Here is a 16,391-nt window from a genome sequence, read left to right as displayed (position 1 = left end):
GTCGCGTCTTCAGTTGCCGGTGGTCTCGCCGCGCCCGGCGTGCCGGACCCCGGCCTTGATCAGGCTGGCCTTCGCCGCCGCGACGACCCGCTCGGCGGTGATGCCGAACTGCAGGAACAGCGTCTTGTAGTCGGCGGACGCGCCGAAGTGCTCCAGGCTGACCGACTCCCCGGTGTCGCCGACGTAGGTGCGCCAGCCGAGGGCGATCCCGGCCTCCACCGACACGCGGGCGTGCACCCCGGGCGGCAGGACCTCCTGCCGGTAGGCGTCGGACTGCTCATCGAACCACTCGACGCACGGCATCGACACCACGCGGGTCGGGGTGCCCTCGGCCTGCAGCGCCGTCCGCGCCTCCAGGGCGAGCGCGACCTCGCTGCCGGTCGCGATGAGGATCACCTCGGGCCGGCCGCCGTCGGCGTCCGCCAGCACGTAGCCGCCCTTGGCGACGCCCTCCGCGGACGCGAGTTCGCCGCCGCGCTCCAGCGTCGGCAGCTTCTGCCGGGTCAGCGCCAGGCCGGCCGGGCGGTCGGTGTGCCGCAGGATGGTCCGCCAGGCGACCGCGGTCTCGTTGGCGTCCGCAGGCCGGACGACGTCCAGCCCGGGGATCGCGCGCAGCGCCCACAGGTGCTCGACCGGCTGGTGCGTCGGGCCGTCCTCGCCGAGGCCGATCGAGTCGTGCGTCCACACGAACGTGACCGGCAGCTTCATCAGCGCCGCCAGCCGGACGGCCGGGCGCATGTAGTCGCTGAAGACCAGGAACGTGCCGCCGTACGGGCGGGTGCCGCCGTGCAGGGCGATGCCGTTGCAGATCGCGCCCATCGCGTGCTCGCGGACGCCGAAGTGCAGCGTGCGGCCGTAGCGGTGGCCGGGGAACTCCTTGGTCTGGAACTCCTCGGGGACGAACGACGGCTCGCCCTTCATCGTCGTGTTGTTGCTGTCGGCCAGGTCCGCCGAGCCGCCCCACAGCTCGGGCAGCACCGGCGCCAGCGCCGCCAGGACGTCACCGGACGCCTTGCGGGTCGCGACGTCGGAGCCGGCCTCGAACTCGGGCAGCGCGCCCTCCCAGCCGGACGGCAGCTCGCGGGCCGCGATCCGGTCGTACTCGGCCGCCCGCTCGGGGTTCGCCTCGCGCCACGCGTCGAACGAGCCCTTCCACGCGGCGTGGTCGGCGCGGCCGCGCTGGGTCACCGCGCGGGCGTGGTCCAGGACGTCCTCGGGGACGTGGAACGGCTCGGCCGGGTCCATGCCGAGGATCCGCTTGGTCGCGGCGACCTCGTCCGCGCCGAGCGCGGAGCCGTGGATCTTGCCGGTGTTCTTCTTGTTCGGCGCCGGCCAGCCGATGATCGTCCGCAGCGCGATGAACGACGGGCGGGACGTCTCGGCCCGCGCCGCCGCGTACGCCTCGGCGAGCGCGGCGACGTTCTCCTCGTAGTCGCCGTTCTCCGTCCAGTCGACGCGGTGGACGTCCCAGCCGTACGCGGCGTAGCGGGCCTGGACGTCCTCCGACAGCGCGATCGCGGTGTCGTCCTCGATGGAGATGTGGTTGTCGTCGTAGAGCACGACCAGGTTGCCGAGCTTCTGGTGGCCCGCCAGCGCGCTCGCCTCGTGGCTGATGCCCTCCTGGACGTCGCCGTCGGAGGCGAACACCCAGACGGTGTGGTCGAAGGGGGACTCGCCCTGCGGCGCGTCGGGGTCGAACAGGCCGCGCTCGCGGCGGGCCGCCATGGCCATGCCGACCGCGTTCGCGAGGCCCTGCCCGAGCGGGCCCGTGGTCGTCTCAACGCCGGCCGTGTGCCCGTGCTCGGGGTGGCCGGGGGTGAGGCTGCCCCACTTGCGCAGCGCCTTCAGGTCGTCCAGCGTCATCGGGTAGCCCGACAGGTAGAGCTGGATGTAGAGGGTCAGGCTGGAGTGCCCGCAGGAGAGCACGAACCTGTCCCGGCCCGGCCAGTGCGGGTCCGTAGGGTCGTGCCGCAGGAACCGCTGGAACAGAAGGTAGGCGGCGGGCGCGAGGCTCATCGCCGTCCCTGGGTGCCCGGAGCCCGCTTCCTCGACCGCGTCCATGGCGAGCGCGCGGACGACGTCCACCGCCCGCCGATCCTGGTCGGACCACTCAAACGTGCTGTTGTCCCTGCTCACGGAACGCCAGGCTCCTCTCGAACCGGTAGTACTGAACAATCTGTGGTGCCGCGCGCCCGGCGCGCGGCACATCGTTCGCCGCGCCCGCCCGCGGCGCGGCCCTGTCTCCCGTCGGCCCCGTGCGGCGGCGCTTTCCGCGGCCGGCGGAGCCGCGCCGCGCCCGCAGCGAGCCTATCGCGGGGGAGGGCCGCCGCAGGCTGGCGCGAAACGCGACCGCCGGGGGCCGCGCGTCCGGCCACCGCGGTCCGGCCAGGGGGGTCCCGGCCGTCGGGGCCGTACCGCTCATGCACCCTTGCCCGTAGGCATTCGGGACTAACCCCCCGGACGGGTGATCCAGCGGGTGATCCGGTGACCCGGTGCACGGCTCCGGGAGGGGTCGGACTACAGTGATGGCGCGGTTGACGACACGGCCGCGGCAGCAAGACGCAAGTCGAAGTTGCACCACGCCGAGGCCGGCCCGGAACGCGGGGGCGCCGCCGAGGTGGTACGCGATTTCTCATTCCTAGCCAACGTGGACCCGATTGTGACGGTGCTCAGTAACAAGCGCGGGGTCGAGGCCGAGCTCGACGACCCCGGAGACCTCGGCGACGAGGGTCCGGGGGCGCCTCTGGCGGCTCTCGTGCCGGTGCCCGCGGCGCAGGCGGACGCTCCTCCCAGGACGATCGGCGCGAGCGTGCGGGCCTATGTCGCGCTGACCAAGCCGCGCGTCATCGAGCTGCTCCTGATCACCACCATCCCGGTGATGTTCCTGGCGGCCGGGGGAGTGCCCCCGCTGTCCACCGTGCTGCTGACGCTGGCCTTCGGGACCATGTCCGCCGGCGCCGCCAACGCGATCAACTGCTACATCGACCGCGACATCGACGCCAAGATGCGCCGCACCCGGCGGCGCCCGCTGGCCCGCCACCAGGTCACCCCCGCCCGCGCGCTGGTCTTCGGGATCACGCTGGCGGTGCTGTCCACGGCGGGGTTCCTGCTCGCCGTCAACCCGGTCGCCGCGGCCGGGTCGCTGTTCGCGATCCTGTTCTACGTCTTCGTCTACTCGCTGCTGCTCAAGCGGCGCACGTCGCAGAACGTGGTGTGGGGCGGCATCGCCGGGTGCATGCCCGTCCTCATCGGCTGGGCCGCGGTCACCGGCGGGCTCGCCTGGACCCCGCTCGTCCTGTTCGGCGTCGTGTTCCTGTGGACGCCGCCGCACACGTGGACGCTCGCGATGCGCTACCGCGAGGACTACGCGGTCGCCAAGGTGCCGATGCTGCCGGTCGTCGCCGGGGAGCGGCGCGTCGTCACCGAGAGCCTCGCCTACACGTACGCGACCGTGGCCTGCTCGCTGCTGCTGTGGCCGGTCGCGGGCATGGGCCCGGTCTACGGTGCCGTCGCGGTCGTCCTCGGCATGGTCTTCGTCGCCGAGGGGCACCGGCTGCTGAGGGCCGTGCGCGCCGGGGTGACCGGCGTCCATCTCCGGCCGATGCGGTTCTTCCACCTCTCCAACGTCTACCTGGCGCTGCTCTTCACCGCGGTGGCCGTCGACCCGCTGCTGTTCTGACGGCGGCGCGCCCGGACGGCGGCACCGCACGTAAGGTGATCATCCCCTCGGCGGCGGCTTAGCACTTCGCGCTACCGGCCGTTACGCTTCGCGGCATGGCGCGTGTGGACCCCAAGGCGGTGCTGGAGGGGCGGATCCCGGGCAGACCCCCGGTCGCCCTCATCGTCGGCATGACCGTGTCGGGGCTGTGCGCCGCGATCGCGCTCGGCATCACCGCCCTCTACGGAGGGCCGGGATTCTGGGTCGGCGCGCTGCTCGCGATCGTCCCGATCCCGATGCTGATCGCGCTCGCCCTCACGCTGGACCGCCTGGAGCCCGAACCGCCCCGCGCCCTGGCGTTCTCGTTCATGTGGGGCGCGGGCGTCGCCGTGCTCGGCGCGCTCGTGCTCAACACCGCCGGGCTGCTGTACGTCACCGTCCCGATCTTCGGTGAGAGCGAGGGCCACTTCGTCAGCGCCACCTTCGGCGCGCCCGTCATCGAGGAGACGCTCAAGGGCGCCGCCCTGTTCGTCATGCTCTGGGTCCGCCGCAACGAGATCGACGGCTTCGCCGACGGGATCGTCTACGCCGCCATGGTCGGCCTCGGCTTCGCGATGATGGAGAACATCACCTACTACATGCGGGCGTACGAGGAGGGCGGCACGGAGCAGCTCGGTGCGGTGTTCATCCTGCGCGGCCTGATCATGCCGCTGAGCCATCCGCTGTTCACCGCGATGACCGGCCTCGGCGTCGCCTACGCCGCCACGCACCGGCGCGGGCAGCTCGTCGCGCCGCTCGCCGGGCTGCTGGGCGCGATCGTCCTGCACGGCCTGTGGAACGGCGCGGCCACGCTCGGCGGGCTCGGCGGCCTGGCCATCGTCTACGCGCTGGACTTCTGCATCCTGGTCGCCCTGGTCGCCATCGTCTTCTTCGAGCGCCGGAGCACCGTGCGCCGCATCGAGACCTACCTGCCGACGTACGCCGCGACGGGACTGGTGACGCAGCAGGACATCCGGATGCTGCGCTCCCTCCCGGCGCGTCGCGCCGCCCGCCGCTGGGCCCGCCTTGTCGGCGGTCCGGTAGCCGGGCAGGCCATGGCGGACTACCAGCTCGCGGCGACGGAGCTGGTGCTGCTGCACAAGCGCGCCGACCGCGGCGTCGCCGACCCCAACTGGTTCGTCACCCGCCGCGACGCGCTGCTCAGCCTGATGGGCCTGTCGCGGCAGGCGTTCCTGCGCACCCAGGCGGGCGCCAGGGCGCGGCGGGCTGGAGTCCCGCCGTGGGCGGGGCAGGGCCGGTCCGGGTTCCTGCCGCCCCGGCCACCGGATCCTCCCGGCCCGTACGGCAGGTGACCGGGGGCCGGATCACGGCCACCCGGACCCGGCCATACGATTAGTGCCGTGGCAGAGCGATCGTCGTCGAACCTCCCGTCCCGGATGTGGAACGCCGTGTGGCGCCCGACCTCCGGGTCGCTGCGGCTGATCGCGCTGCTCGGCGTCATCGGCAACGTACTGATCGTCGTCAGCGGCGGCGCCGTCCGCGTCACCAAGTCCGGGCTCGGCTGCCCCGACTGGCCCCGCTGCTCCGGCGACAGCCTCGTCCCCACGCACAACCCCGAGCACCACGTGCTGAACATGTCGATCGAGTTCGGCAACCGGCTGGTCACCTTCGTCGTGCTGGCCGCCGGGCTGCTGGTGTTCATCGCGGCGCTGCGGCTGCGCCCCCGCCGCCGGGAGCTCGTCTGGTGGGCGCTGGCGCAGCCGATGAGCGTCGTCGCGCAGGCCGTCATCGGCGGGATCGTGGTCCTGACGAAGCTGCACCCGACGGCCGTCTCCCTGCACTTCCTCGTGTCGCCCGCGCTGCTGGTCTTCTGCGTGGCCCTGTGGATCCGCGCCGGTGAGGGCGACGCCCCGCCCCGGCCGCTCGCGGGCCCGTGGACGCGCCGCCTCACCGCCGCGCTCCTGGTGTCGTGCGCCGCCGTCCTCGTCGCCGGGACCGTCGTCACCGGTACCGGCCCCCACGCGGGGGACGCCGACTCCCGCCGGTACGGCTTCGACATCACCGACGTCGCCCGCGTCCACAGCACGCTGGCCTGGGTGACCACCGCCCTGACCGTGCTCGTCATCATCGCCCTCTACCGGACGGGCGCCCCCGCGGCCGCCCGCCGCCGCGCCCACGAGCTGGCCGCGCTCATCGTCTTCCAGGGCGTCGTGGGCTACGTCCAGTACTTCCTCGGCGTCCCCGAGGGTCTCGTGCTGCTGCACATGCTCGGGTCGGTGCTGATGTGGATCGCGGCCTTCCGCCTGTTCTTCGCCCTCCGCGACCGCGGCGAGGTGCCCGCCGTCGCACCGCCCGCCGCCGGGGCGCCCTCCGCCCAGAGCAAGAGCGAGAGCCCTCAGCCCGCGTAGCGGGTCGGGCGAGTCGAACCTGCGTCGGTGCCGGGTCAGGTCTTGCGGAGGAAGGCGCGGAGGCGGTCCAGCGGCCAGGTGTTGACGACGTCGTCGGGCGTCAGCCAGCCGCGCTGCGCGGTGCCGACGCCGTAGCGGATGTTGCGGTGGTGGCCCACGGAGTGGGCGTCGGTGTCGACGGAGAACTTCACCCCGTACCGCTTGGCGCGGCGGATCAGGTCGGCGGGCAGGTCCAGCCGGTCGGGGAACGAGTCGACCTCCATGGCGGTGCCGGTGCGGGCGGCGCAGCGGAACACCTCGTCCCAGTCGGCGTCGACGGGCGAGCGGCGGCCGATGCTGCGGGCGGTCGGGTGGCCGATCACGTGGACGTGCGGGTTCTCGCAGGCGCGGACGAGGCGCCGGGTCATGGCGTCCCGGTCCTGGGTGAAGTGCGAGTGGACCGAGGCGACGCAGATGTCGAAGCCGGACAGGAAGTCGGCGTCCCAGTCGACACCGCCGTCCGGGTCGATGTTCAGCTCGGTGCCGTGGAGCAGCGTCATGCCGGGGTACTCGGCCTGGAGTTCGGCGACCCGCCGCCGCTGGGCGAGCATCTTCTCGTCCGTCATCCGCTGCATGAACAGGTTCGGCGCGTGGTCGGTGATCGCGTAGTACTCCAGGCCGCGGGCGTGCGCGGCGGCGACCATGTCCTCCAGGGAGGCGATGCCGTCGGTGAGGTCGGTGTGGCTGTGCAGGTCGCCGCGCAGGTCCTCGACGGTGACCAGCCGGGGCAGCTCGTCCGCCAGGGCCGCCTCGATCTCGCCGGTGTCCTCGCGGAGCGCCGGGTGGATCCAGGGGAGGCCGAGCCGCTCGTAGACCTCCTCCTCGGTCCCGGACACGATCAGCTCGTTCGACTCGGCGTGGAACAGCCCGTACTCCGACAGCTTGAGGCCCGCCTTCACGGCGATCTCCCGGGTGCGGATGTTGTGCGCCTGCGACCCGGTGAAGTACTGCAGCGCGGCGCCCCACGACTCGGGCGGGACGACGCGCAGGTCGACCTGGAGGCCCTTGGCGGTGCGGATCGAGGTCTTCTTCTCGCCGCTCGCGATGACCTCGGCGACGAGCGGCAGCGCGGTGAACGCCGCCATGACCGGCCGCGGGTCGCGGGACGCCGCGAGGACGTCCACGTCCCCGATCGTCTCCCGCATCCGGCGCAGGGAGCCCGCGTGCTCGCAGCGCTCCACCTCCGGCAGCGCGGACAGCGCCGCGACGATCTCGTCGGCCACGCCGGCGGCGGCGTCGACGAGCACGCGCTCGCCGGAGCTGCGCAGCAGTTCGATGCCGTGGAGGATGTTCTCCTCCGTCTTCGGGCCGAAGCCCTTGAGGCCGCGCAGGCGGCCCTCGCGGATCGCGGTGGACAGCTCGTCCACCGAGGAGACGCCCAGTTCCTCGTAGAGGGCGAGGGCCTTCTTCGGGCCGAGGGTCGGGATGGCCGTCAGCGCCCTGACCCCGGCCGGGATCTGGGTGCGCAGCTCCTCCACCTGCCGGATGGTGCCGGTGGTGGTGTAGTCGAGCACCTTCTTGGCGATCGCCTCGCCCACCGTGGGGATCTTGCGCAGCCCGGCCAGGTCGAGGCCGGAGATGTCGTCGGGATGCCCGGCGATGGCCCGCGCGGCCTTCTCGTACGCCCTGATCTTGAAGGCGTCGCCCCCGGTGATCGAGAGGAGGTCGGCCAGTTCCTGGATGAGGTCAGCGGCCTCGTCGTTCGCCCGTGCCATGCCCCGAGTCTAGGAGCCGGCACCGACGTTTCCCGTGCCCGCCGGGCCCGGCCCCGGAGGTCAGCGCAGCGGGGCGAGCGGTCCGCCCGGATTGTCCATCCGGCCGCGCAGGACCTCGTCGGCGATCGCGGACACCTCGTCCTGGGGCAGCCGCCGGTAGCCGTCGGCGGTGACCACCGCGATCGTCGGGTAGATGCGCCGGGACTGGTCGGGCCCGCCGGTGGCGGAGTCGTCGTCGGCCGCGTCGTAGAGGGCGTGCACGCAGACGGTCGCGGCGTCCTCCTCGGAGAGGTCGCGCCGGTAGAGCTTCTTCAGCGCGCCCGTCGCGTAGGGGGAGCCGGAGCCGTCCGCGTGGTAGTCGCGTGCCTCCTGCGGGGCGCCGGTGATGTCGTAGGTGTAGATCCGGCCTTCGCCGGCGTCGGGGTCGTACCCGGCGAACAGCGGGACGACCGCGAGCCCCTGCAGCGCCTGCGCGAGGTTGGCCTGGACGACGGCGCCGAGGCGGCGGGCCTTGCCCGGAAGCGACAGCGGGACCGTCTCCATCTTCTCGTAGTGCTCCAGCTCCACCTGGAACAGCCGGACCATCTCCAGCGCGAGCCCGACCGTCCCGGCGAACGCGACCGCGGAGTACTCGTCGCCGCGCTGCACCTTGTCCAGGTCGCGGTACGCGATGCGGTTGCCCTGGGTGGCGCGCCGGTCGCCGGCCATCATGACGCCGCCCGGGAACGTCAGCGCCAGGACGGTGGTGCCGTGCGGCAGCTCGGGGACGTCCCCCTCCGGCACCCGGTTGACGGGCAGCAGCTCCGGGGAGTGGAGGCGCAGGAGGTCCACGAACGACGCGGGCCCCGCCTCGAAGAACTCGGGCGGTATCCCCTGGTCCTGGCTCCGGCCGATCACGGCGGCTCCTCTCCGTTCCGTCGTCCTGACGATCTCGCGGTCCCGATCCTTCCACGCTGCCACACGGACCTGCCACTCACACGCCACCGCTAGGCCTGTGGCTTGTGGGGGGCGCCCCCACACCCCCCGGTTCGCCGGCGCTCAAGCTTCCGGGGCCTCCGGCGGATTCCGCTGCCCGCGGGTGACGCCCACGCAGGCGGCGACCACGCAGCAGACGGCGACCCACTGGCGGAAGGTGAGGAACTCGCCGAGCAGCAGCATCCCCACCAGCGCGGCGGCCGCGGGCTCCAGGCTCATCAGGATCCCGAACACGCGGGCGGGCATGCGCCGCAGCGCCTCCAGCTCCAGCGAGTACGGGATGACCGACGACAGCAGGCCGACGCCCACGCCGATCAGCAGGAGCTCGGGGTCCAGCATGGCGGCGCCGGCGGATGCCGCCCCCGCGGGCAGCACGACCGCCGTCCCGACGATGCTGGCGAACGCGAGGCCGGTGGTCCCGGAGAACCGCTTGCCGGTGGCGGCGGTGAGCAGGATGTAGGCGGCCCAGCACACCCCGGCCAGCAGCGCGAACGCGACGCCGACGGGGTCCAGGCCCTCGGTGCCGCCTCTGGCCAGCAGCACGACGCCCGCCCCCGCCAGCACGACCCACAGCGCGTCCCGCGGGCGCCGCGACGCCACGATCGCCACCGTGAGCGGCCCGAGGAACTCGATCGTGACCGCAGCGCCGAGCGGGATCCGCGCGAACGACTGGTAGATGGACACGTTCATCAGCGCCAGCGCCAGCCCGAAGCAGGCCGCGATGGCGAGGCTGGACCTGGAGTGGTCGCGCAGCACCGTCCGGAGCGCCTTGCGCGCCAGGAAGCCCAGCACGATCGCGGACGTCAGCAGCCGCATCGACACGACGGCGCTCGGCGGCAGCCGGTCGAACAGGTGCTTGGCGAGCCCGGCGCCGACCTGGACGGAGATGATGCCGAGCACGACCAGCGCGGGCGGCGGCACCGAGCCCAGCGACAGGATCCGGGCGCGCCACGACGGGGCGGACGCCCCGCCGAGCGGCTCGGGCGTCTCAGCGAGTGCCATCGGCTACTCCCACCGGAAGAACCGGGCCGCGAGCGCGAGCCCCGCGACCGCCCACACCGCGAGGACGAGCACGGGGCCGGCCGGGAGCGCCGCGCCGTCGCGCAAAACGTCGCGCAGCCCCTCGGCCAGCGCGGAGATCGGCAGCAGCTCCAGGGCGTCCCGGACCGGGGCGGGGAACTCGTCCAGGGGGAAGACGACCCCGCCGACCGCCAGCAGCAGGACGTAGACGAGGTTCGCGGCGGCGAGGGTGGCCTCCGCGCGCAGCGTCCCGGCCATGAGCAGCCCGAACCCGCTGAACGCGGCCGTGCCGAGCAGCAGCAGGACGACCACCGAGAAGGGGTCGCCGTGCGGCTCCCAGCCGAGCGCCAGCGCCACCGCGCAGATCACCGCGGCCTGCAGCGCCTCGACCGCGACCACGGTGAGGGTCTTGGCGGCGATGAGCCCGGCGCGCGGCAGCGGCGTCGCGCCGAGCCGCTTGAGCACGCCGTAGCGCCGCTCGAAGCCGGTGCCGATGGCCTGCCCGGTGAACGCCGTCGACATGACCGCGAGGGCGAGGATGCCGGGGGTGAGGAAGCCGACGCGGGACCCGGCGCCGAGGTCCAGCAGGGACGTGGCGCCGAACAGGACCAGCAGCACCACCGGGATGATCAGCGTCAGCAGGAGCTGCTCGCCGTTGCGGAGCATCGTGCGCAGCTCGTAGCGCGTCTGGGCCAGGACCATCCCCGGCAGCGGCACGGCGGCCGGTGCCGGGGTGAAGTCCAGCGGCGCCGCCTTCGGGGGCGCGGCCTCGTACGGGGTGGTCACGGGCGCAGCTCCCGTCCGGTCAGCTCCAGGAAGACGTCCTCCAGCGTGCGGCGCTCGATGCGCAGGTCCTCCGTCATGACGCCGTGCGAGGCGCACCAGGCGGTGACGGTGGCCAGCAGCTCGGGGCGGACGTCCGCCTCGATCAGGTAGTGCCCGGCGGGCGACTCCTTCGCGGCGCACCCGGCGGGCAGCGCCGACAGCAGCTCCTCCAGGCCGAGGCCGGGCCGGGCGCGGAAGCGCAGCTGCCGCTCGGCGCCGGTCAGCTCCTCGGGCGCGCCCTCCGCGACGACCTTGCCGTGGTCGACGATGACGACGCGGTCGGACAGGTGCTCGGCCTCCTCCATGTTGTGCGTGGTGAGGACGACCGACACCCCGGCGGCCCGGAGCTCCCCGATGAGCTCCCAGGTCGAGCGCCTGGCCTGCGGGTCGAGCCCGGTGGTGGGCTCGTCCAGGAAGACGAGCTCGGGCCGCCCGACCACGGCGACGGCCAGCGAGAGCCGCTGCTGCTGCCCGCCCGACATGCGGCGGAACGGGGTGCGGGCGTGCCCGGACAGGCCGAGCCGCTCCAGCAGGGCCCGCGGGTCGAGCGGCGCCGCGTGGAACGAGGCGACGAGGTCGAGGAACTCCCCGGCGCGGGCCGTCGCCGGCACGCCCCCCGACTGCGGCATCACGCCCACCCTCGGCTTCAGCGCCCGCCCGTCCGCGGCCGGGTCGAGCCCGAGGACGCGGACGGTGCCCGAGTCGGCCCGCCGGAACCCCTCGCAGATCTCGATCGTGGTGGTCTTGCCGGCGCCGTTGGGGCCGAGCAGCGCGGTGACGGCGCCCCGGGCGGCGCTGAGCGACAGGCCGTCCACGGCCGTGACCGCGCCGTAGCGCTTGACGAGCGAGTCCAGCTCGACGGCGCCGCCTCCGGGGGGTGTCATGCCGACGAGTTTAGATCTGGGGCCTGACCGGTTCGTTCCGGGTCCCGCCGGTGCGCCGCGTGAAGATCGGGTAAAGCCGCCCGGTGCCGGGCCCGGCCGCGCCGGTCCGCCGCACACGGCGCGGTACGCGGCAGTTTCGTTCGCGCGGGCCGGGGGAGGTCACCGCCTGTCGCCGGTGGTCCGCGCCGAGCCGGGGCTTCGCGGCACCGCGGCCGCGCCGAGGAGGTGGGGATGCCGTTTCACGTCGATTCGGAGGTCGGGCCGCTGCGGGGGGTCCTGCTGCACCGGCCGGAGCTCTCGCTGAAGCGCCTCACCCCGTCCAACGCCGCCGGCCTGCTGTTCGACGACGTGCTGTGGGTGCGGCGGGCCGTGGAGGAGCACGAGGAGTTCGAGGACGTCCTGCGCTCCGCGGGCGTGCGGACGTACCTGCTGATCGACCTGCTCAGGGAGACGGTCGAGATCCCCGAGGCGCGCAAGCACATCCTCGACGCGGTCGTCGACCCGCACTTCTACGGGCCCCTGGCGACCGACGCCATCCGCAACTGCTTCGACGCCATGGACCTGGACGAGCTGTCGTCGTACCTCGTCGGCGGGGTCACCAAGCGCGAGATGCTGGAGCGGATGCAGGCGCCGGCGTCCATCGCGTTCCACTCGATCGGGCCGGACGGGTTCATCCTCCCGCCGCTGCCCAACCACCTGTTCACCCGCGACCCGTCCTGCTGGATCTACGACGGCGTCTCGATCAACGCCATGCGCAAGAAGGCGCGGATGCGCGAGACGGTGAACATGGAGGCCGTCTACCGCTGGCACCCGATGTTCGCGGGCGGCCACGACGCCCCTGAGGCGGGCGGCTACCACGTGTGGAACCGCGGTACCCGGATGGCCCCGGCGACGCTGGAGGGCGGCGACGTCCTGGTCATCGGCAACGGCGCGGTCCTGGTCGGGATGAGCGAGCGGACGCAGCCGCAGGCGGTCGAGATGCTCGCGCAGTCGCTGTTCGCCGCCGGCTCCTGCTCCCGGATCGTCGCGCTCCGGATGCCGCAGAAACGGGCGTTCATGCATCTGGACACCGTGATGACGATGGTCGACCACGGCGTGTTCACCACCTACGCGGGCCTGGGGCTCCTGCCGTCCCACACCGTCGAGCCGGGCGACACCGAGAAGGAACTGAAGATCACCGACCACCCCCCTGAGGACATGTACAAGGCGATCGCCGCCGCCCTCGGCGTCGACGACGTGAAGGTCCTCACCCCCACGCAGGACGTGTTCGCCGCCGAGCGCGAGCAGTGGGACGACGGCAACAACGTGCTGGCCCTGGCGCCGGGCGTGGTCGTCGCCTACGAGCGCAACGCGACGAGCAACAACCACCTGACCGCGAACGGGATCGAGGTCATCACGATCCGCGGCAGCGAGCTGGGGCGGGGACGCGGCGGACCGCGCTGCATGACCTGCCCGATCGAACGGGACGCCTGAGGGCACCGCCCCGGGAGGGCCGGGGCACGGGGGAGGGGACATGCGCGTCGTCGTCGCGCTCGGAGGGAACGCGCTGGTCAGGCGGGGGGAGACACCGGACGCCGAACCGCAGCGCGGCAACGTCGACCGGGCGGTCCGGTCGCTGGTGCCGCTCGCCGAGCGGCACGAGCTGATCATCACGCACGGGAACGGGCCGCAGGTGGGGGTGCTCGCGCTGGAGAGCCTCAACGACCCCGGCCTGACCCGCCCGTACCCGCTGGACACCGTCGGCGCGGAGACCCAGGGCATGATCGGGTACTGGATGCTGCAGTCGCTGCAGAACGCGCTGCCCGGCCGCCAGGTGATGGCGATGATCACCCAGACGCTGGTGTCGGCGGTGGACCCGGCGTTCGCCGACCCGGCCAAGTTCGTCGGGCAGCTCTACGGCCGGGTGGAGGCCGAGAAGCTCGCCGCGGAGTACGGGTGGACCGTCCGGCGGGACGGGGAGGGCTGGCGCCGCGTGGTCCCGTCCCCGCGGCCGCAGCGGGTCATCGAGACCCGGCTGATCAGGGAGCTGGTCCGGCTCGGGACGATCGTCGTCTGCGCGGGCGGCGGCGGCATCCCGGTCGTCCGCAACGACGTCGGGCGGCTGGAGGGCGTCGAGGCGGTGATCGACAAGGACCACACGGCGTCGCTCCTGGCGGAGAGCATGGACGCGGACGCGCTGCTGATCCTCACCGACGTGCCCCGGGTGATGCGGGACTTCGGCACCGACCGGGAGAAGGAGATCGTCCACACCACCCCGTACGAGCTGCGGGCCGAGCGGTTCCCCGCCGGGTCGATGGGGCCCAAGGTGGAGGCCGCCGCGACCTTCGTCGAGCGGACGGGCGACATGGCCGCGATCGGGCTGCTCGACCAGTGCGCGGAGATCCTCGACGGAACCGCCGGGACGATCGTCACTCCCAGCGGGACCTGGCCGCTTGCGAGCACGCCGTGACCGCCGGGACCGCGCCGGGCTCGTTCGCGCGCAGCCTCCTGCGGACCAAGTCCGTCGACCGGCTCGTCGCCGAGGGCGGGGCCGGCGAGGGCGGCGAGCTCAAGCGCTCGCTGAGCCTGCTGCAGCTCACCGCCATCAGCATCGGCGCGACCCTCGGCACCGGCATCTTCGTCGTGCTCGGCGAGGCGGTGCCGCTGGCGGGCCCGGCGGTCATGCTGTCGTTCGTCCTCGCCGCCGTCACCGCGCTGTTCTCGGCCCTGTCGTACGCCGAGCTGGCCGGGACGATCCCGGTGGCCGGGTCGTCGTACTCCTACGCCTACGCCACGCTCGGCGAGCTCGTCGCCTGGGTGTGCGGCTGGTGCCTGCTGCTGGAGTACGCGGTGTCGGTGTCGGCCGTCTCGGTCGGCTGGGGCTCCTACCTCAACGCGTTCTTCGACGCCGCGTTCGGCTTCACGATCCCGGACGCGGTCAGCAGCCCGCCGGGCGAGGGCGGGCTCGTCAACATCCCGGCGGTGGTCGTGGTCATGCTGGCCACGTTCCTGCTGCTGCGCGGCGCGTCGGAGAGCGCCACCGCCAACACGATCATGGTGTTCCTCAAGATCGCCGTGCTGCTGTTCTTCTGCGCGGTCGCGTTCACCGCGTTCCGGTCGCAGAACCTCGCCTCGTTCGCGCCGATGGGCTGGGCGGGACTCAGCGCCGCCGGCTCCAGGGTCTTCTTCTCCTACATCGGCTTCGACGCCGCGTCCACCGCCGGCGAGGAGGCCAAGGACCCGCGCCGCGACCTGCCGCTCGCGATCATCATCTCGCTGGTCGTCGTGACCGCCATCTACGTGCTGGTCGCGCTGGCCGCGGTCGCCGCGATGCACTGGACGGAGTTCGACATCAGCGGCTCCGAGGCGTCGCTGGCGGAGGTGCTGGACACGGCGACCGGGGCCACGTGGCCGTCGATCGTCCTGTCGCTCGGCGCGGTGATCGCCATCGCCAGCGTCGTCCTCACCGTCATGTACGGGCAGACCCGCATCCTGTTCGCGATGTCGCGGGACGGCCTCGTCCCGCCCGTCTTCCAGAAGGTGAGCCCGTCGCGGCGGGTGCCGGTCGCCAACACGGTCATCGTGGCGCTGTTCATCTCGGTGCTGGCGGCGGTGATCCCGCTCGGCCGGCTGGTGGACGCCACGAGCATCGGGACGCTGTTCGCGTTCGCGCTCGTCAGCGTCGGCGTCATCGTCCTGCGCCGCACCCGGCCCGACCTGCCGCGCGGCTTCCGGGTCCCGTTCTACCCGGTGACGCCGCTGCTCGGCGTCGGGTTCTGCCTGTACCTGATGGTCGGCCTCGGCGGCGTCACCTGGGTGGTCTTCGGGCTCTGGATCCTCGTCGGCCTGGCCGCGTACTTCCTGTACGGGCACCGGCGGTCGCGCCTGGCGGCCGGACCCTCGGGAAGGACGTCGCCATGAGCGGGCGGAACGCGATGCGGGTCCTGGTCGGATACTCGCCCGACGACCGCGGCGAGGACGCCCTCGCCCTCGCGGCCCTGGTCGCCGAGGCCGCGGGCGCGTCGCTCACGGCCGCGCACGTCTACCCGCCCCCGTGGCCCGCCCACGGCCCCGGCAGGGTGGACGCCGAATGGGTCGCCTACCTCAAGAGCCAGGCGGACGAGGCCCTGGCCCAGGCGGCCGAGCGGCTCCGCGAGCTGTCGGTGCCGCAGGAGCGCCTCACCGTGCGCGCCCACCCCCACCGGGGGAGCGGCCGCGGGCTCGCCGAGGTGGCCAGGGAGGTCGGCGCCGGCCTCATCGTCATCGGCTCGGCCCCGCGCGGGCGGCGCGGGCGCATCGCCATCGGCAGCACCGCCGACCAGCTCCTGCACGGCTCGCCCGCCCCGGTGATGCTCGCTCCCCGCGGCTACGCAGGGAACGCGCCCGGCAAGCTGGAGCGGCTGACGATCGCGTACTGGCGCCGCCGTGACGTCGAGGGGCCGCTGCGCACCGCCGCGGAGTTCGCCGGGGTCCTCGGCCTGCCGATGCGCCTGCTCACGCTCGTGCTGCGGCCTCCAGGGCTCGCGGCGCGGTTCCAGGCCGCCGGCGGCGTCCTGGAGCGGCAGGCGGCGCAGGCCGACGAGGACCTGCGCGAGGCCGCCGGGTTCCTCGGCGGCGGCGCGCCGGTGGAGCGGCTGACGGCCGTCGGGACCGGCATCGACAAGGCCCTCGGCACCGTCGATATGCTGCCCGGGGAAGTGCTGGCCTGCCATTCCAGCCATGACGCGCCGCTGCGCAAGGTCTTCCTCGGCGAGAGCTCCGGCAAGATCGTGCGGGCCGCGCCGTGCCCGGTGCTGGTCCTGCCGCGCGCCGCGGGGAAAGCCCAGGTTAGGTAAGGCTTACCTGCGTGAGCTACGACATCGGCGATCCGGTGTTTCTCGGGAAGGAA

The 16,391-nt window shown here is 73.3% G+C and carries 13 protein-coding genes; 7 read left to right on the top strand and 6 right to left on the bottom strand.

The window, feature by feature from the left end; genetic code table 11:
• Positions 1–9: 9 nt before the first annotated feature.
• Positions 10–2,061: a transketolase gene (gene tkt / locus IEZ03_RS06290; protein WP_229808080.1), complete on the bottom strand. Its 2,052-nt coding sequence runs from the start codon at positions 2,059–2,061 to the stop codon at positions 10–12.
• 694 nt (positions 2,062–2,755) lie between these two features.
• Here tkt and IEZ03_RS06285 point away from each other — a divergent pair.
• The 3 genes from IEZ03_RS06285 (at position 2,756) to IEZ03_RS06275 (ending at position 6,066) form a co-directional block, all read left to right on the top strand.
• Positions 2,756–3,679, top strand: coding sequence for a heme o synthase (locus tag IEZ03_RS06285; RefSeq protein ID WP_229808079.1), 924 nt, complete (start codon positions 2,756–2,758; stop codon positions 3,677–3,679).
• 95 nt (positions 3,680–3,774) lie between these two features.
• A complete protein-coding gene (locus tag IEZ03_RS06280) occupies positions 3,775–5,010 on the top strand; it encodes a PrsW family intramembrane metalloprotease (RefSeq protein WP_184884879.1) in 1,236 nt (411 codons plus the stop codon).
• A 48-nt stretch (positions 5,011–5,058) separates the two neighbouring features.
• Positions 5,059–6,066, top strand: a complete 1,008-nt coding sequence (locus IEZ03_RS06275) for a COX15/CtaA family protein (RefSeq protein WP_229808060.1) — start codon at positions 5,059–5,061, stop codon at positions 6,064–6,066.
• Positions 6,067–6,101: 35 nt separating this feature from the next.
• Here IEZ03_RS06275 and polX read toward each other — a convergent pair whose 3' ends face one another.
• From polX to IEZ03_RS06250, 5 genes are all read right to left on the bottom strand, one after another.
• Positions 6,102–7,820 (bottom strand): DNA polymerase/3'-5' exonuclease PolX, encoded by a 1,719-nt coding sequence (polX, locus tag IEZ03_RS06270; protein ID WP_184884877.1) that lies wholly within the window; start codon positions 7,818–7,820, stop codon positions 6,102–6,104.
• Positions 7,821–7,880: 60 nt separating this feature from the next.
• On the bottom strand, positions 7,881–8,717 hold the full coding sequence (gene prcB, locus IEZ03_RS06265; RefSeq protein ID WP_184884875.1) for a proteasome subunit beta: 837 nt from the start codon (positions 8,715–8,717) through the stop codon (positions 7,881–7,883).
• Between the two features lie 141 nt (positions 8,718–8,858).
• The gene (locus IEZ03_RS06260) at positions 8,859–9,797 is read right to left on the bottom strand and encodes an EamA family transporter (protein WP_184884873.1); all 939 of its coding nucleotides are present in this window, start codon (positions 9,795–9,797) and stop codon (positions 8,859–8,861) included.
• Positions 9,798–9,800: 3 nt separating this feature from the next.
• Complete coding sequence (locus IEZ03_RS06255) at positions 9,801–10,517, bottom strand: ABC transporter permease (protein ID WP_184890665.1); 717 nt, start codon at positions 10,515–10,517, stop codon at positions 9,801–9,803.
• 80 nt (positions 10,518–10,597) lie between these two features.
• Positions 10,598–11,524 carry an ABC transporter ATP-binding protein gene (locus IEZ03_RS06250; RefSeq protein ID WP_184884871.1) on the bottom strand — a complete coding sequence of 309 codons (927 nt, stop codon included), beginning with the start codon at positions 11,522–11,524 and terminating at the stop codon, positions 10,598–10,600.
• 231 nt (positions 11,525–11,755) lie between these two features.
• Here IEZ03_RS06250 and IEZ03_RS06245 point away from each other — a divergent pair, with 231 nt between their 5' ends.
• Genes IEZ03_RS06245 through IEZ03_RS06230 form a run of 4 tightly spaced genes read left to right on the top strand, consistent with a single transcriptional unit; the run spans position 11,756 to position 16,338 of the window.
• Entirely contained in the window at positions 11,756–12,997 is a 1,242-nt protein-coding gene (locus IEZ03_RS06245; protein WP_184884869.1) for an arginine deiminase, read from the top strand.
• A gap of 40 nt (positions 12,998–13,037) precedes the next feature.
• Positions 13,038–13,973: a carbamate kinase gene (gene arcC / locus IEZ03_RS06240; protein ID WP_184884867.1), complete on the top strand. Its 936-nt coding sequence runs from the start codon at positions 13,038–13,040 to the stop codon at positions 13,971–13,973.
• The gene (locus tag IEZ03_RS06235; RefSeq protein ID WP_229808059.1) at positions 13,970–15,424 is read left to right on the top strand and encodes an amino acid permease; all 1,455 of its coding nucleotides are present in this window, start codon (positions 13,970–13,972) and stop codon (positions 15,422–15,424) included. The genes arcC and IEZ03_RS06235 overlap by 4 nt, the downstream gene beginning before the upstream one ends.
• Positions 15,421–16,338, top strand: coding sequence for a universal stress protein (locus IEZ03_RS06230; protein WP_229808058.1), 918 nt, complete (start codon positions 15,421–15,423; stop codon positions 16,336–16,338). Before IEZ03_RS06235 ends, IEZ03_RS06230 begins: the two co-directional genes overlap by 4 nt.
• The last annotated feature ends 53 nt before the right edge of the window (positions 16,339–16,391 follow it).

It is taken from the genome of Actinomadura livida, from assembly GCF_014648675.1.
Classification (GTDB): domain Bacteria; phylum Actinomycetota; class Actinomycetes; order Streptosporangiales; family Streptosporangiaceae; genus Spirillospora; species Spirillospora livida.
The sequence above is the reverse complement of the archived record's forward strand: the minus strand, read 5'-3'. Positions and strand labels throughout refer to the sequence as shown.

Excerpts from the sequence above, each read along its gene's own strand:
- IEZ03_RS06260 (WP_184884873.1), bottom strand. The coding sequence starts at position 9,797 with ATGGCACTCGCTGAGACGCCCGAGCCGCTCGGCGGGGCGTCCGCCCCG.
- IEZ03_RS06250 (WP_184884871.1), bottom strand. The coding sequence starts at position 11,524 with ATGACACCCCCCGGAGGCGGCGCCGTCGAGCTGGACTCGCTCGTCAAG.
- tkt (WP_229808080.1), bottom strand. The coding sequence starts at position 2,061 with ATGGACGCGGTCGAGGAAGCGGGCTCCGGGCACCCAGGGACGGCGATG.
- IEZ03_RS06230 (WP_229808058.1), top strand. The coding sequence starts at position 15,421 with ATGAGCGGGCGGAACGCGATGCGGGTCCTGGTCGGATACTCGCCCGAC.
- IEZ03_RS06280 (WP_184884879.1), top strand. The coding sequence starts at position 3,775 with ATGGCGCGTGTGGACCCCAAGGCGGTGCTGGAGGGGCGGATCCCGGGC.
- IEZ03_RS06245 (WP_184884869.1), top strand. The coding sequence starts at position 11,756 with ATGCCGTTTCACGTCGATTCGGAGGTCGGGCCGCTGCGGGGGGTCCTG.
- arcC (WP_184884867.1), top strand. The coding sequence starts at position 13,038 with ATGCGCGTCGTCGTCGCGCTCGGAGGGAACGCGCTGGTCAGGCGGGGG.
- IEZ03_RS06255 (WP_184890665.1), bottom strand. The coding sequence starts at position 10,517 with ATGGTCCTGGCCCAGACGCGCTACGAGCTGCGCACGATGCTCCGCAAC.
- polX (WP_184884877.1), bottom strand. The coding sequence starts at position 7,820 with ATGGCACGGGCGAACGACGAGGCCGCTGACCTCATCCAGGAACTGGCC.